This window comes from Xenorhabdus bharatensis (genome assembly GCF_037996705.1).
GTDB classification, from domain to species: domain Bacteria; phylum Pseudomonadota; class Gammaproteobacteria; order Enterobacterales; family Enterobacteriaceae; genus Xenorhabdus; species Xenorhabdus bharatensis.
On record NZ_JBBMXG010000006.1, the window covers coordinates 141,379 to 157,555 of the forward strand.

Genomic DNA, 16,177 nt, shown 5'->3' on the forward strand with positions numbered 1-16,177 from the left:
GGGGCTATTCCTCTTTCCAAAGAGCATGGAGAGACATCAATGGTTGTCCCAAAAGAGATTACTTTTTTCCCGCCGCCAGATCCCAATGAAAACCCATGGGTACATGGAAAACCTATCGAAGAAGTCATCGAAGTCGTGGATTATGACCCAGAATGGGTCATTCAATGGCAACAACTTTCTGCTGATATAAAATCTGTACTGGGCAGCGCGGTTCTCCGGCTGGAGCATGTCGGTTCAACGTCTGTCCCCCATCTTGCCGCCAAACCAATCATCGATATCGATCTTATTGTGGAAGATCCCAGACAGGAAAAAAAGTATTTGCCAGCACTGGAAAAGCTAGGTTATTACTTAACCGTACGTGAACCCAGCTTTTATCAGCATCGCTGTTTTCGTCTGGCAAAGCCAAGAGCCAACCTCCACGTATTTGGCCCAGCCTGCCCTGAACATATCCGCCATATTTTATTTCGCGACTGGCTCAGGAAACATCCTGAAGATCGGGAACGCTATATTTCTGCTAAACTTCAGGCAGCAGATAATGTAACTCACGTCATAGATTACAATCAGAGAAAACATGCGGTTGTGCATGAAATATACATGAAAATATTCAAGCACCAAGGCTTACTGTAGTTCTTAACATTGTAAAACCATTGTGAAGGGGGTTATATGAAAGCACTTGTTTATCACGGAGCCGGAAAAAAACGTTGGGAAGAGAAAGCGCCACCCCAACTCATTGAGCCCACGGACGCTATTGTTCGCATTGCCAAAACCACTATCTGTGGGACAGACCTGCACATCCTCAAAGGAGACGTTCCTACTGTCGAGCAGGGCAGAATACTGGGTCATGAAGGTATTGGTATTGTTGAATCAATCGGCGATTCTGTCCGTAACCTCAACGTCGGTGATAAAGTCATCATCTCCTGTATTACCGTCTGTGGTAGTTGTCCCTATTGTAAGCGCCAACTTTATGCGCACTGTAAAGATGGGGGCTGGATTCTGGGGCATAAAATCGACGGTACACAAGCCGAAAAAGTCCGTATTCCCCATGCTGATAACAGCCTTCATCGTCTGCCAGAAGGTGTTGATGAAGAAGCCGCCTTAATGCTCAGCGACATTCTGCCGACCGGGCTTGAAATTGGTGTGATCAATGGCAGGGTTCAGCCGGGCAATACCATCGCCTTAATCGGTGCAGGGCCTGTCGGGCTCTCTGCGCTACTGGCATCCCAGTTTTACTCTCCGGCACATATCATCATGATAGACACCGATGATAATCGCCTCAGCGTTGCTCAGCAGTTTGGTGCCAACACAATTATCAACCCGACACGGCAAAACGTGGTTGATACGATCCACAAATTGACTGATGGCATTGGGGTTGACGTTGCAATTGAGTGCGTGGGGATCCCCGCGACTTTCCAGATATGTCAGGATATCATCGCCGCAGGTGGATTTATTGCCAATGTTGGTGTTCATGGCAAATCCGTCGATTTACATCTGGAAAATCTCTGGATCAAAAATATCACCATCACCACTGGGCTGGTCAATACAAGCAGCACGCCCATGCTGTTGAAAAGCGTTCAATCCGGTAAGATTTCACCGGAAAAATTGGTCACTCACCATTATTCATTGAGTGAAATAGAGACCGCTTATGACATATTTGGGAATGCCGCCAAAGAGAAGGCACTGAAAATCGTCCTGTCAGCATAATTGATGTAGCAGGAAAAGTCTCGGGATGACAACTTTTCCTGCTACATGCTGAAACCCACTGAAAAACAGTAGGTAAAACACACTACAGCTTAGTGTCACAAAAGCTATTTGCCATTCAACTGTTGCTGATACCTGTCTTGTTTTTCAGCATTCTCTGCCAACATTGGAAAATCTTTCACTGACCAATAATGTTGCGGTGAAGGTAAGTTTTTCATGCTCTTTGTTGGCCATAACTGAAATTCAGCCAGTTTATCCAATGAAAAATTCCGATAGGAATCCGGTAACGAAAGGCGTAAAGCAAACTGTTCCTTGCCGAAAGGCATTAATGGATAACGATTATCCTGAGTTTCATAATCCCTGCGCAATACCAGAAACTTTTGCGGGATACGCTGGTAGCTGTTCCACCATAAACCATCCACCTTATCAAACATCCTCTTTGTACCTGACCTGTCGTAAGCTCCCAGCTCATCTAAGGCAATTGGCAGGATATTCGCAATAGCAGCAGAAAAGTGGCTCACAGAAGATACCTGACCTTGCAGAATAAGCGTCAGTGCCAGTCTTGCGCCTAATAAATTGGAGTAGAGATCTTCCGGAGAAAAGGCCGAAATCGCCTCTGAAAAACCGGGAATAGACTGATAACCATACCATTGAGCAATCTCATGCCAAGCGGCTAACTGAAATGCCAGCTTTGCAGCCAGATACGCACTCAGGGTATAGCGTTCTGCGGGATCTGTGGGCGGGGTAAATGCAAAAAAGCGAATCTTACGTGCGGCCAGCTCATCATCCAAAGACAATGTCCATTCTTGGCCAAGGCGAGCATAAATCTGGCTAAAAAGATAAAGCGTATAGTCCGCAGTATCCCTGACATGGGAAATATCAATGAATCCGCCTTTCTCGGTATAGAGCAGGCCGATTTTTTCATTGCTGACACCCAATAACGCCGCGCTTGCACCAAGAACGCTATCGTTATAGTGATGTTCTCCCAATTTATTTGCTTCAACAATATTATCAATATGATAGAGAGGTACAGAAAGCCCTAATGTATTCACTTTAAGGTCATAACCGAAAGCACAACATGCTCTTAGACCTTCAGGAGGTTGAACAGGAGGCAGGGCTAGCCAATCCGTTTTTGCCTGTTCATATGTCGTACTTTTGAGCATCGGCTCAATAGTTGTAACCGGTGCTGATTTGTTTTGGCAGGCTGTCAGCAGAAAACTTAACAGTAGTGTGACCAAATACTTCAAAATGCTTCTCCAACCTGAAAATAAAACCCGGTACTGCCTTTTCCAATACCAAAATCTAACCTGACATTCATACGTGGTTTAAACTCAAAACGATAACCGACGCCAATTGAAGGAAGCCAATGTCGTTCTCCCAACGTTGACGGAGTATCACTCAGCGTTCCCATTCCAACCCAGCCGACAACGCCGTGGCGCCAGTCCAGCTTATGCCTCAGCTCCAACTGAGTTGTGAAAATATTTTTGTCGCGGTAACGCCCTTCATAATAACCGCGCATACGCAGGCTATTTCCCAACAAGGATAGCTGGTTCCACGGCACTTCACCGGCGCTAAAACGCGCATAGTTATCAAAAGCGAGTACCGTTTTTTCAGATAGCTGGTGATAAGTCGAAAACTGTAACTGTGTCGTAGAGAAACGAGAGTCTGCGCCTAATTCAGGAGAGAAATAGGTGTAAATCAACTCAAGCGCCTGACCATACTGCGGATTGGGCAGGAAATCCCGGCTATCATAACTGAAGTATGCACTTACACCTGAACTGATAACTGAGGCTCCGCCAACAGACTGCTCAAAATATTTTTTCGCCTGAGCATCAGTATCACCGGCATTGACGGAGGAGAAATTAAAGCCCAGCCCCATATAAGTGGTATCGGCAACGCGATAAAGCACTCGGGGGCGAATATCAAACTCACGCGAACGATAACTTTGTTTATTTCTGTTATCTTTTCCCGCACTGTAACCTTTCCCCCAATAATAGGTCGGTATGTTATTGAGGGTGCCAGAAATAAATAACCGCCACTGGTCACTGGCAAGAAAGTTGTAATTGGTAAAGTTCAGGCCAAAAGCGCCGGTGGATGAGCCAAACCCACTGAGCCCCAGTGAAGAGTTCTGGCTAATATCGTCGTGACTGTCAGGGCGGTAAAGCCCGACCACAGCCACACCAAGCCCGACTCCCATTTCCGGTGTATAAAAAGGGCCGGGCAATACACCCCAGTCAATTTTCTTGCTGGCGTCGAACTGATTATCCCCACCTAACTCACTGAGCCAACCGTCAATTTTTTGGCGGTCAGGCAGGATATCTGCATGAGCAGCTGAGGTCGTCAAAATAAGAAGGCTGGATATCGCCAGCCTTTTGATAGTCGTAAAGCGCACCATTAAAAACGAAACTCGCCGGAAATATAGAAGCTGTTTCGGTTACCAAAACCCACTTCTGATAATAGATTGAAATTACGAGTGACCTCAAAACGAGCACCAACTGTATTATTCCATTTATGGGCAAGGTGTTGTTTGACGTCAAAATTTATATCTGAGCTAGACTTAAGCATATTAAATAGGCTGTCAATTTCAGGTGGTAAGTTCAATTTACTGACATCACCTTTAAAACGCTGAGTAATGTCCTGATACATGGCACCAATCCATACCTGAACTTTGCTATTTCCCTTCTCGGGAATTAGTGGACTGAAGACAAATTCATAACCCACACGAGGCGTGACAACAAAAGCACTAATATCCCCATCTAAAATATCTAAATTAGTTCTGGTATAGTTTGTATCCAAAGTAGCAAAAAACTGATTATACCCACCCGCAAATGTTGCCCCCCCGCCATAGGTTTTTCCTTTAAAATTTAGCTCAAAAGGAATATTTTTAAACGTATCAGCATCTCCGAAGACGATAATATTATCCAAATTTGTTTCAGACTTACCTTTAGTCTTTCCATAAACACCATATACATTCAGGAAAGGTAAAACCCATGTATCTAGTTTCAATAAATGAGTTTCATTTTTACTTCGGGTATTTCCTGCATTGACAATAATCTTATCTTTCCAGGCTTCATTTATTTCTGGGTTAGTAAATCCAAACTTAATACTATCCACAATCACATTCTGGCGCAGGTTCATATAACCATAACTGACCCCGAATGGTTCAGGAAGATCATAGCCTCTGGCTCGGGCTTCATCCCCCCAAATCGGCAGAATGCGGGACTCTGATTTAGCTGAATGGGACAAACTACCATCACTATTCGTTTGCTGTACACCAGACTCAGTCATCGTCAATGAAAAAAGCGGGCGTTCACTGTCTGCATAACTATATGAAGTTACAAGGCAGAATGCAGTTGCTAACAATTTGCTATAGTTAGTTAAGGTCATAATAAACTCAAAGGAAAAATGGAAGACTCGGCAGACTAGCATAACCCCTGCCACTTAAAGTTAACCTAAAATGCTTAAAAATGAATAACTAACATGAAATAAATCATTTTGAATTGATTGTTTTTCATCCTAATTATTTCATGTACTCTCGATAAACTGACTAAATCGGAGCAAATAACCATCAGGATCCTGCACGAGAAACTCGCGCTGGCATACCGAAGTCTCGCCGATGCAATAATGGTTATCTGTTACTTCACGATACAATTTAATACCGTTATCCTTCAGCCTAACCAGTAAAGAAGCCACATTATCCACTTCAATTTGAAGATTAATCCCACGTCCCAGTGGCTTACTCAACTCTCCGGTATTCCAGCCACTATCATGAAATGCTTCCAGCATGAGTTGTGCTTCCCCCAAACTCAGATAAGCAAAATCGGGATCTTCCCGTCTTATCAATACGCTAAAACCCAATATGCGCTGATAAAAGTCAAAAGAAAGCGAAAAATCGGTAACCGTCAGCTCAGGAACCATTCGGTTCCAATAGGTTATATCAGTCGTTGTATTCATATCTATCCGGTTTATTCTGATTTCCTATCTACAAAAACATTATTACAGCTTATGAATAAATAGAGCATCTATGGAATGTGAGTTAGCCAGAGTTTTTTGCTAAAAATCGTATTATCATGATGTCCAAATATGTTAAAAACACACTTTATTAGTTTGTACCCTCCAATATTGATTACACCGCATTGAAAATGAAGAAAAAACGCCCCGTTTTACAAGATGTTGCAGATCTCGTCGGTGTCACAAAGATGACAGTCAGCCGTTTCTTACGCAATCCCAATCAAGTTTCTGAACCTTTGGGAAAACGGATTGCGGCAGCGCTGGATCAACTGGGTTACATTCCTAATCGTGTGCCGGATATTCTCTCCAACTCCACCAGCCGAACAATCGGTGTTTTACTGCCTTCACTGACTAATCAGGTATTTGCTGAAGTAATCCGCGGCATTGAATATATGACTGACCGTCATGGCTATCAGACTATGCTTGCTCATTACGGTTACTCTGCACAGAAAGAAGAAGAACGTCTGCTTTCCCTGCTTTCCTATAATATTGATGGTCTGATACTGGCTGAACGGACGCATACTCCCAAGACACTGAAAGTACTGGAAACTACCGGCATTCCCGTCGTCGAATTAATGGACAGTGTCTCACCCTGCCTTGATGTCGCTGTCGGTATTGATAATTTTGAAGCTGCGCGCCAGATGACGGAATCCATGCTCGGACGTGGATGCCGGAGTATCGTCTACCTCGGGGCCCGACAGGATGAAAGGACGCTGATACGTTTGCAAGGCTATGAAGTGGCAATGCATAGTGCCGGTCTGCAACCAAGGAAAATGATGACGACGGTGAGTTCATCCTACTCATTAGGTGCCCAGCTATTACAGGAAACCCGCCTGAAATACCCTGATGTTGACGGGCTATTTTGTACCAATGACGATATCGCGATTGGTGCTATCTTTGAATGTCAGCGTCAGGGGATTAAGGTACCGGAAGATATCTCTGTCGCTGGTTTTCACGGGCATGATGTTGGTCAGGTAATGACACCAAAACTTGCCAGCGTATTAACACCTCGTGACCAAATGGGCCGCAAGGCAGCAGAAGCATTGCTCGCTCGCCTGAAAGGTGAAAAACTGGAACAAACCCTTATTGATGTTGGTTTTACACTTTCATTAGGCGAAAGTGTTTAATTTTTGTAGCTTAAAATGATGCTTTCCCGCCTTCAATTGCGATAAGCCTCACATTTTCCTTTTTTGCCAATCTTGATTGATTGCTCACCATCCTTTGCTACTGATAATGTTGCTGATAGATAGTTACCGGTAACATTACGCAGGTAATATTTCACAGAGAAAATTTTGCAGATCAACCACGGGGATAGCGAAGTGGCAAAATCTGCACAAAGGAGTTTGATATGAGCGATACCCAGCGACCAAACCACGTTTTTATATTGATGGGGGTATCCGGCAGTGGTAAATCTGCCGTTGCCAATGGTGTTGCCCGTGAACTGGGTGCCGCTTTTTTAGATGGCGACTTTCTTCATCCCCGCGCCAATATTCAGAAAATGGCTGAGGGTCATGCTTTAAATGATGATGATCGTCAACCGTGGCTGGAAGCCCTCAACGATGCCATTTTTGCCATGCAGCGTACTAATAGCGTTTCTTTGCTGGTGTGCTCAGCCCTGAAAAAACACTACAGAGATATTCTGCGTAGTGGCAATAAAAACCTGTCATTTTTGTATATGCAGGGAGATTTTGAATTAATTGAAAGCCGTCTGAAAGCGCGCAAAGGGCACTTTTTCAAACCGCAGATGCTGATCTCACAATTTGAGACACTGGAAGAGCCGACAATTGATGAAAAAGATGCTCATTTCATTGATATCAAACCAAGTCTTGACGAAGTAATTAAAAATACAATTACAACAATTGAACGTATTACTGAGGGACATTCATGAGTACATTAACATTGGTGCTGACTGCTGTCGGCTCTGTTCTTCTGTTACTGTTTTTAGTAATGAAGGCCAGAATGCACGCTTTTATCGCCTTAATGCTGGTTTCAATGGGTGCCGGTATTTTTTCCGGTATGCCATTAGAAAAAATTACCCAAACGATGCAAAACGGCATGTCAGGCACACTGGGCTTCCTTGCTGTCGTTGTTGCGCTCGGGGCTATGTTTGGAAAAATCCTGCATGAAACGGGCGCGTTAGATCAGATCGCAGTGAAATTACTGGGTAGTTTCGGTGAAAAACGGGCTAATTATGCGCTGGGTGTTGCGGGTCTTATTTGTGCATTACCTTTGTTTTTTGATGTCGCTGTCGTATTGCTGATAGGTGTGGTTTTTGCGGTGGCCCGCCGGACTGGCGGCAATGTAGTAAAGCTGGCGATTCCACTGTTTGCCGGTGTTGCGGCGGCGGCGGCATTTCTGGTACCGGGCCCGACACCAATGATGCTGGCCTCCCAAATGGGGGCGGATTTTGGCTGGATGATCCTGATTGGCCTGAGTGCAGCAATTCCCGGTATGTTACTGGCTGGCCCGATATACGGTAATTTCATCAGTAAACATGTTACGCTGGATCTACCCAACGATCTGAGTACCCCAAGCATTGGTAAGAGCCAAATGCCTTCCTTTGCTTTAAGTCTGGCTTTGGTACTGTTCCCGCTGGTATTAGTCGGTTTGAAAACCATCGCGGCCCGGTTTGTTGATCAACAATCAACGCTGTATCAGTGGCTGGAGTTTATCGGGCATCCATTTACTGCGATTTTAATTGCCTGTCTGGTGGCTATTTATGGTCTGGCAATCCGTCGTGGTATGAGCAAAGAAAAAGTGATGGAAGTGTGCTCTGCGGCACTCCAGCCAGCGGGAATTATCCTGCTGGTGACGGGTGCGGGTGGCGTCTTCAAACAAGTACTGGTTGATTCCGGTGTTGGCCCTGCATTAGGTAACGCATTGGTTGGAGCGGGTCTGCCAATCGCTCTGGCTTGTTTTATTCTGGCGGGAGCTGTGCGTGTGATTCAGGGTTCTGCCACTGTTGCCTGCCTGACCACTGTAGGCTTAGTGCTGCCTGTTATCGGTGAATTAGGTTATTCCGGTGCACAAATGGCAGCACTATCCGTCTGTATCGCAGGAGGTTCTCTGATCCTCAGTCATGTCAACGACTCCGGTTTCTGGTTGTTCGGCAAATTTACCGGTGCAACTGAAGGGCAGACCTTAAAAACCTGGACGATCATGGAAACGATTTTAGGCACCACCGGGGCCATTATCGGCATGATCTATTTCGCACTGCTGTAATAAATCTAAAAAAATTAACGGCACATTATCTGATGGATCATGTGCCGTTTTTCATTTCAAAGTATGTCCATAAAAGTCTCAACTGGGACATTGAAAAATTTAGAAAACCCTTTTACCTGTTCGAGCGTCATCGCTCTTTTTCCATGAATAATCTCTGAAATAACACTCTGAGTCGCAACCTCACGTAAATCTACCTGCTTTAAATTTCTCTCTTTGATAAAAAATGAGAGAGCTTCTGCCTGACTTACAGGTGGAACTTTAACGTTCTGCTTTTCATATTCATACACCCGATCAGATATCAATTCAGCCAATTGAGCTGAAATATCTTTTACATCATTAGAGTACGAATACAACTCATCGATAATCTCCATTCTTGCTTTAAGATCTTCATCATTTTCGATAGGTTCCATACAAGCAGAGAATAATAAAGAAACGGAACTAAGCTGATCCGATATTGCCCGTAATATAACAGGTAAATTTTTAAAGAGCTCCTCAGTTCCTTCTGAATTGAGTAATACTTTTCTCATCATTCACCTTTTCGATTTAGTCTGGTTTTTCGACCACTTATCGTACTCAGCGTGTGAACAAACATCTTTGACGTACAGAGAGCCAGAATGAGGGTTAAGCCATGCAATAATGCGACATTTATTTTTATGTACATCAAAGATATAAATATCAAGAGGCCCCTTCTTACTCCCTTTCTCCAACAATTCATGTGGTATACGGTCAACATTCCATCCAGAAGCATTTTTCCAGACATTCAAAATCTGACTGTATGACTCAAAATGTAAAGATGATTTGTCAAACACATCCAGCCACAGTTTTAAACCAACTTTCCACTGAGCATGTTTTAACATTGCATCCGTTATGGTTTTAACCGAGATAACTCGCATGCCTGATTCTCATGGTATCGCAATATGCGATATTTGCCAAAAACCCATCGCAAATAGAATGAGGTTTGCTCACATCATGTTGCAATATGAAGAGTTTTTGAGGATACCACTCAAGGTAAGCAGAAAATATATTGGTTCAATTAAGTCGCAATAAAGCAGGCAAGCCATTCCAGCTCTCCTGCCCTCACCACCGATTTACTCCCCGACTAAATCAATAAACTGCTTATAAAGCCCTTCCGCACTACGTTCATAACCCGCAGCGGAAAGGTGGATATAATCAGGGCGCGCAAGCCCCTGTTGCTCCCAGTTGCGAATTGAGCATGTTCCTCCCATAAATGCCCGCCAGTTCCAGAACAACGTATGTTGTTTTCTGGCGACTTCCTGCTGAATCCGAATAACATCATTAAGCAACGCTGGTTGCTGCTCTTCGCACGTTGTCGCATATTTGTTTTTCAAAGAATCATTCGGCCCAATCAGCAGGATCACCGCTTCGGGTATAACACTGCGGATCCGCTGTATTTTCGCGGTCAGTTCCTGACGATAAGCATCAAGATCTAAAGCATCATTAAAGGCCTCATTCGTGCCATAAGCGAGAATAACTAAATCCGGCTTCAATTGTGCCAGAGTATTAATCCATTCCGGCTGCCATTTATTCAGCATATTAATGGTCGCACCATTAATCCCGAGTGCAGATAGCATAACCCCGCTATTCTGGCGACTGATCAGCCAACCACCAATTTTTAACTGAGCATCATGTGCAGAGAGCTTAAGCGGAAAAAAAGCAGAGTTATCCGGTGAAAAACGCCATTCACTTTGTGTTGCAGGTAATCGCCATAAAGGAGAGGATTGCGGCTTCAGATAAGTGTCATCATGAGACTGATAAAGAACACGCATTCGATACTTGTGGTTGTCCGGCGGAGATAAATTCATTGTTATTGTGCTGCCAGTACGTTCGGGCGTAGCGATAAATCCCCCCAGAGGAAAATCAGCCCTGTCCTCTTTTCGGCTGGAAGAAAGCCACCATTCCGTCTTATCACCGGAGAATTTAACCCTCGCACTGCGCTGCCCCGGAATAGTCATCGGGTTGACAAAACCCAGCCCCGCATCGCCATAACGCTGCTGAAATAAATCCCGCAGTTTACCTGTGAAAAAATCAGCGGCAGTATGAGAGTCTCCTAATTGTACGATATGCAGTGGCTGGGAATGACTGTGGCGTAATTTACCAGCCAACAATCCGAGATTAGGTTCAGAAAAATCCACTAGCTGCTTCTGATAATTTACCTGCATTACCTGAGATTCTGATGAAGGCAGAGGCTTTTTCTCACGGCATGATAATAAGCCCATGGAAAGCAAGATAATTAAACCAGCTCCCATTAACCGGTAAAATCTATGGAATTGTCTGAATGGCTGCATTTTCCTCAGCTGGCTCCTCAATAGCGGTGATTAGTGAAAAAATAGAGTCAGCAATGACTTTCTGCCCACTCAAACTAAAGTGAATACCATCACCACTTCTGAGTTTGATTGTACTGCTACCATCGCCAATATAATCTGAATAATTTTCTGACTGATATTTGAACATATCATTGACGGAAACATAAATCTCACCCATTTTTGCCACTTCTGCCTGATACAATGTACTGAGGTAAGCCATATTGCCGGAAAGCTTTTTCTGACGCATATTAGGCGGGCCGATCCAGATAACATCGACATTATGTTCACGGGCATCATTAAGAATGACTCCGATCCTCTGGCGATAAACGCTTTCCCAACTTTCACTCGCAAATTTCAGGTAACTTTCGCCGGGCTTTGCGGGAATCCCCCACGGATCATTCGGCCCTAAAAATACGATCACCAACCTGATATCCGGATCCTGATTTAACGCATTGCGGATCGTTTTCGGCCAGTCAAAGAAACCAGAATAGGTCAGCCCGGTATTTTGTCTGCTCAAATTGATGCCGGAAATACCATACTCCTGATAAAGACGGCGCTTCAGATGTGGGGCCACTCCTTGCATCATCGAATCCCCGGCAAAAAGTACCTTATCCCTGCTCCCTAGCCTGACCTCTGTTTTCTGAATGATTTCAACCGGATGATTGGTCTTTTGATCATTGACCAATAAAGGGGATGAGTGGATTTTAATATCCTTCCTTAATAAATCAGGGAATTTTAAATAACGATTCTCTACCGGATAAATATAACCCTGCAAAAAATGTAACCCAACCTGAAATTCAGGCGGTAACGCAGAGGAAGAGCCGCTGCTATCACTAGCTTGCTGTGATTTCGCCTGATGATGGCCGCCTGCATGTGCCATAAACGCCTCACCAGCCGCAATCGCTCCCTGTTGGATATTATTTCCCAAATCCCATAACGGCTCACCTTTCAGGGCAGTCCACGGGCTATTGCGGTGATATTTCTGCTGCCAGAAATTATCCAGTGAACTTTGATTCAGCCAGATTAGCAGTAGTGTGGTTAAAAAAACGATGAAAATAACCCGTCCGACACTCTTAAACGTAGATGTAAATTCAGAAGTTAGCATAAATAAACCCTGGCATTCCGGGAGGTGACAACATAAATACCCATGTAAGAACCAGTGCCAGAGGAACCGGATAATATAGCCATGAAATATGCCGGGCATTTCTTTCCATTGAATTTCTGATCTTCACCAGTAATGGATAAGCAATAAACAGCCCCCAAAAACTGGCTAACAAAGCACTACTGGAAAGCAAAGATGCAAAAATATCACCAGAGCAAAGCTGACCCAGTACCGCCAAAGCATCATTCAGTGTTGGGCTTCGGAAAAACACCCATGCCAGACAAACAAAATGGAATGTCATCACGCGGGATAAAAATAACAAAACAGGGTTGTTAGCTGATATTCCATGATTTTTTCCTGATGAAGAGAACAGGAAGCGCTTTATATTGTGGAAGATTAACCCCAGACCGTGAATCGCGCCCCAAAGAATAAAATTTATCCCCACACCATGCCACACTCCGGAGATAACCATCGCAGCAAATAGATTCAAACTTTTGTGGATAGCGCCCTTTTTATTGCCTCCCAGAGGAATATAAACATAGTCACGAATAAAGGTAGACAGACTGATATGCCAACGACGCCAAAACACCTGTAGGTTCTCAGCCAGATAAGGGGCATTAAAATTCTGCGGCACTCTGAAGCCGAGCAATAGCGCTATACCTGTCACCAAATCGGTATAGCCGGAAAAGTTAAAATAGATATTCCATGCATAAGCATAAATCGCAACCAAAACCTGACCTGCATGGTAACCGACCGGATCCTCAAATACCGGATTAACGAAATTTTCGGTCAATGTTGAACTGAGCAGAAATAGTTTTCCAACAGCCAGCGCAATCAGAAGCAAGGCTTTCAAGGGTTCCTGAATAACTCTGGATGGTGCCTGAATCTGTGGGAGAAAATCTTTGGCCCGATTGATTGGTCCTGCTACAAGGCTTGGGAAAAAGCAAAGATACAGGATAACGTCTGGTAATGAAGCGGGTGAAAGTTCTTTCTTGCAGACAGAAACGACATAACTGACTGAGTGAAAAACATAAAATGACAATCCTAATGGCAATAGCAGTTCAAGAACCGGTAGCTCTACATTAAGGCCTATACTTCCTAATGCCTGTTGTATTGCCTCCTGAAAGAAAGAATAGTATTTGAATGCCGTAAAACAGCCAAGGATACCCAATGTCAGTAAAGTAAATATAATTTTATGAGATAAATACCGACTGAGAATATTGGCTAAAAAATAAATAAACAGAGTGTAGATGAATAGAACATAAACAAAATTTGCTGCAAAAGAGAATATAAATAAATAACTAACTAAAATTAACAATCCATTTTGTAGCCTGGGGGCTTTCTGTAACAGCCAGTAAAAAAAGAGCAAAATAACAAATGCTCCAAGAAACTCAAAAGAAAAGAAGTTCATATTAGGCTCTAACTAACCATTTATCATTGTAGGAAAAACATAATCCAGTTCCCCTCTATGTTATGGAATTTGTTTATATTTACAATAGATAATATATCGATTGCTTTTTTATTATCTGTATATCGTTTCCTCTGGAATGCCATCCCAAATCTATTAACTGAAGATATCGTAATAAAAAATAATCCGCAGCGTAATTAATACGGTGCGGATTATTTGATGAATTACCATATTGCTGGCCTTTATTGGCTATAACTGTCGTATTCCAGTACCTGTGAAATCAATTCCTTATTTCCATCAAATACCCGATGTAAATAACGATTATAGACAGCACCTAATTCAGAATAACCATGCAAATTATCGATAAGTTTGCTGGTATTCAGCGGCATCTGCGCTGTTCGTTGCCTGGCCCGTGAAATACGCAGTGACTCATAAGCACGGTGCGTATTCATATTTTTCATATAGGCAATGACTGAATCTTCAATCGTATCATAGACGGAATAGCCTTTAACTTTCCCTTTGGCATGACCACATGAGCCACAGCGCATTCCAAACAGGTTATTGTTTTTCTGCGCAAGTTCTGACGTTCCCCAACCAGATTCTGCCGCAGCCTGAGTAGCAACAAAATGGGTTGGAATGATGTCAACTCGACTAATTAGCTTCTGCCAATTGATATGTTTTGGTGAGGTACAAGTCATTTTGTAATCAGAACAGATCCTTTGCAACCTCCTGGTATCCTGTGCAGACCATTTAGAAATATGACGATGTGACAGAATCCATTTACGGTCTCGCATAATCTGTTGATTATGCTTATCGATTACAGGGACAACAAGGTTCAAAAACGCTTTCTTTCTGGGTACACCAGAAGGGTATTTTCGCAAATCAGGCAGGTGATGTTTGATGCCACTGTGAGAATACTCTTCCATTTTTGAGCTATTTTTTGAAGCACTGCTCAAACCAGTAAAGATCAAAGAGAGAAAGAAAGCGAAGACCGCAGTTGTCCTCATCATTTTAGAGGGCATTTGCTTCTCCTCGTTTTATTACTCTGAGTGAAAACACACGAATATTAACAAAGCAATTAATCTATAGCTATCTTTATTCGTGATTCGCACAAACTATTTACGTAACGAATATTAGCACGTTACTGATAATAATCTATATTTTTCACTCAACATAGTAAATTAGTGTAATGGTTATTGGATTTTTATCCCGAAATAACGCTTATTAATATATTCATTTCACACCTAAAAAAAGGAAAATCATGTTCAGCAAAACATTATCAACTCATTTATTTTAAATAAAAAAATCACCCTCCAACCACATTCACTCGATTGATAAAATATTAGCTATACAACATAACTTATCAGATATGATTTTATCTATTTTTCATTATCTATTTTTGTGGTTAGTTATATTTAAACAATGAAGTTAAATAAATAATAGGGACATATTTAAATCAAATGATTTAATATAACCTCATCCATACTTTCCCTATTAATAAAAATCAAAACTCATTCCTTCATTACAATTAGATACATTCTAAAATAAAAAACACATTACTCATATCGGTAAAATACTATTTTCTACGATAATCGATATATTATTTTTAACCAATTCAAACGATATCAATCGGAAAATAATTAGGGAGCCTAAGCTCCCTAATTGGATATGATAAGAAATCAACGGAAAACTACAACCACTTAGCAACCCCGCCATGGCGAGAGCATGCACCTTTGCGTGATTTGCTCTTACTATATGTTCCGTCTTTACAAAGTGCGGTATTTACCGCCTTTGTTGGAGTCGCTTTCCTTTTCTTGGTTTTCTTTGTTGATTTCTTACTGTTCTTCTGCACTTGTTTTTCTAATGAACCGGTTTTATTTTTTACCGACTTTATACTTTTTTCCACGGGTATTACAGGCTTAGAAACAGGTTCTGTTGGTACTGCTGGCGCTGCAAGTGCTGCACTTGAAAACAACACCAGTAATGCCGCAACTGATAACTTCAAGTTCTTCATATATAAATCCTCTGGTTAGAAGTACTTTAACCCGAAATCAACTCTTGCAGTTTGGAGTATAGCTTTGAATGATGCGATTACAAACTTAACATAAATAATGGTTACGACTTAATAGACTATGAAAACATTTATTCAACATAAGGAAAAAATAAAAAATCAAGCTTAATTATGTAGTAATCCAATGCCTGTTTTTGACTGGAAAAGCAAAGATGATTGATTCATTGGCTTATAAAAAACTAATTATTATTTTAGATTTATTAAATCGGATAAATTCATTTATTTTCTTAAAACAAGAAAAAAATAAAATGACCAAAACTCACAATTCCATATGAAATTTTTTCTTCAATTAATGATTAAAAATCATCAAATATTGACTTTTTATTTGAATGAATATGATA

Annotated in this window: 16 protein-coding genes; 5 read left to right on the forward strand and 11 right to left on the reverse strand. The window is 42.4% G+C overall.

What is annotated here, in order from left to right; translation table 11 throughout:
- The first annotated feature begins 39 nt into the window (after positions 1-39).
- Both AAC855_RS07895 and AAC855_RS07900 read left to right on the forward strand, forming a co-directional pair.
- Positions 40-627 carry a GrpB family protein gene (locus tag AAC855_RS07895; RefSeq protein WP_340609052.1) on the forward strand — a complete coding sequence of 196 codons (588 nt, stop codon included), beginning with the start codon at positions 40-42 and terminating at the stop codon, positions 625-627.
- 36 nt (positions 628-663) lie between these two features.
- On the forward strand, positions 664-1,701 hold the full coding sequence (locus AAC855_RS07900; RefSeq protein ID WP_340609053.1) for a zinc-dependent alcohol dehydrogenase family protein: 1,038 nt from the start codon (positions 664-666) through the stop codon (positions 1,699-1,701).
- Positions 1,702-1,805: 104 nt separating this feature from the next.
- Here AAC855_RS07900 and AAC855_RS07905 read toward each other — a convergent pair whose 3' ends face one another.
- The 4 genes from AAC855_RS07905 to AAC855_RS07920 all read right to left on the reverse strand — a co-directional run bounded on the left by AAC855_RS07905 (position 1,806) and on the right by AAC855_RS07920 (position 5,652).
- Positions 1,806-2,948: a DUF4056 domain-containing protein gene (locus tag AAC855_RS07905; RefSeq protein ID WP_340609116.1), complete on the reverse strand. Its 1,143-nt coding sequence runs from the start codon at positions 2,946-2,948 to the stop codon at positions 1,806-1,808.
- Positions 2,942-4,093: a BamA/TamA family outer membrane protein gene (locus tag AAC855_RS07910; protein WP_340609054.1), complete on the reverse strand. Its 1,152-nt coding sequence runs from the start codon at positions 4,091-4,093 to the stop codon at positions 2,942-2,944. Before AAC855_RS07910 ends, AAC855_RS07905 begins: the two co-directional genes overlap by 7 nt.
- A complete protein-coding gene (locus tag AAC855_RS07915) occupies positions 4,093-5,085 on the reverse strand; it encodes a hypothetical protein (protein WP_340609117.1) in 993 nt (330 codons plus the stop codon). Before AAC855_RS07915 ends, AAC855_RS07910 begins: the two co-directional genes overlap by 1 nt.
- Before the next feature lie 138 nt (positions 5,086-5,223).
- Positions 5,224-5,652 (reverse strand): bleomycin resistance protein, encoded by a 429-nt coding sequence (locus AAC855_RS07920; protein WP_340609055.1) that lies wholly within the window; start codon positions 5,650-5,652, stop codon positions 5,224-5,226.
- A gap of 188 nt (positions 5,653-5,840) precedes the next feature.
- On the opposite strand from AAC855_RS07920, the gene gntR reads away from it, so the two are divergent.
- The 3 genes from gntR to gntU all read left to right on the forward strand — a co-directional run bounded on the left by gntR (position 5,841) and on the right by gntU (position 8,931).
- Positions 5,841-6,836, forward strand: a complete 996-nt coding sequence (gene gntR, locus AAC855_RS07925) for a gluconate operon transcriptional repressor GntR (RefSeq protein WP_340609056.1) — start codon at positions 5,841-5,843, stop codon at positions 6,834-6,836.
- Positions 6,837-7,057: 221 nt separating this feature from the next.
- Complete coding sequence (gntK, locus tag AAC855_RS07930; RefSeq protein WP_340609057.1) at positions 7,058-7,597, forward strand: gluconokinase; 540 nt, start codon at positions 7,058-7,060, stop codon at positions 7,595-7,597.
- Entirely contained in the window at positions 7,594-8,931 is a 1,338-nt protein-coding gene (gene gntU / locus AAC855_RS07935) for a gluconate transporter (protein ID WP_340609058.1), read from the forward strand. The genes gntK and gntU overlap by 4 nt, the downstream gene beginning before the upstream one ends.
- A gap of 56 nt (positions 8,932-8,987) precedes the next feature.
- On the opposite strand, the gene AAC855_RS07940 is transcribed toward gntU, so the two are convergent.
- The 7 genes from AAC855_RS07940 to AAC855_RS07970 all read right to left on the reverse strand — a co-directional run bounded on the left by AAC855_RS07940 (position 8,988) and on the right by AAC855_RS07970 (position 15,779).
- The gene (locus AAC855_RS07940) at positions 8,988-9,461 is read right to left on the reverse strand and encodes a helix-turn-helix domain-containing protein (RefSeq protein ID WP_340609059.1); all 474 of its coding nucleotides are present in this window, start codon (positions 9,459-9,461) and stop codon (positions 8,988-8,990) included.
- A complete protein-coding gene (locus AAC855_RS07945) occupies positions 9,462-9,824 on the reverse strand; it encodes a type II toxin-antitoxin system HigB family toxin (RefSeq protein WP_340609060.1) in 363 nt (120 codons plus the stop codon).
- Between the two features lie 195 nt (positions 9,825-10,019).
- Positions 10,020-11,237 (reverse strand): SGNH/GDSL hydrolase family protein, encoded by a 1,218-nt coding sequence (locus tag AAC855_RS07950; RefSeq protein ID WP_340609061.1) that lies wholly within the window; start codon positions 11,235-11,237, stop codon positions 10,020-10,022.
- Positions 11,212-12,360, reverse strand: a complete 1,149-nt coding sequence (locus AAC855_RS07955; RefSeq protein WP_340609062.1) for an SGNH/GDSL hydrolase family protein — start codon at positions 12,358-12,360, stop codon at positions 11,212-11,214. The genes AAC855_RS07950 and AAC855_RS07955 overlap by 26 nt, the downstream gene beginning before the upstream one ends.
- Entirely contained in the window at positions 12,347-13,768 is a 1,422-nt protein-coding gene (locus AAC855_RS07960; protein ID WP_340609063.1) for an MBOAT family O-acyltransferase, read from the reverse strand. Before AAC855_RS07960 ends, AAC855_RS07955 begins: the two co-directional genes overlap by 14 nt.
- 239 nt (positions 13,769-14,007) lie before the next feature.
- Positions 14,008-14,787, reverse strand: coding sequence for a protein bax (locus AAC855_RS07965; RefSeq protein WP_340609064.1), 780 nt, complete (start codon positions 14,785-14,787; stop codon positions 14,008-14,010).
- A 668-nt stretch (positions 14,788-15,455) separates the two neighbouring features.
- Complete coding sequence (locus AAC855_RS07970) at positions 15,456-15,779, reverse strand: DUF3761 domain-containing protein (RefSeq protein ID WP_340609065.1); 324 nt, start codon at positions 15,777-15,779, stop codon at positions 15,456-15,458.
- Positions 15,780-16,177: the final 398 nt, after the last annotated feature.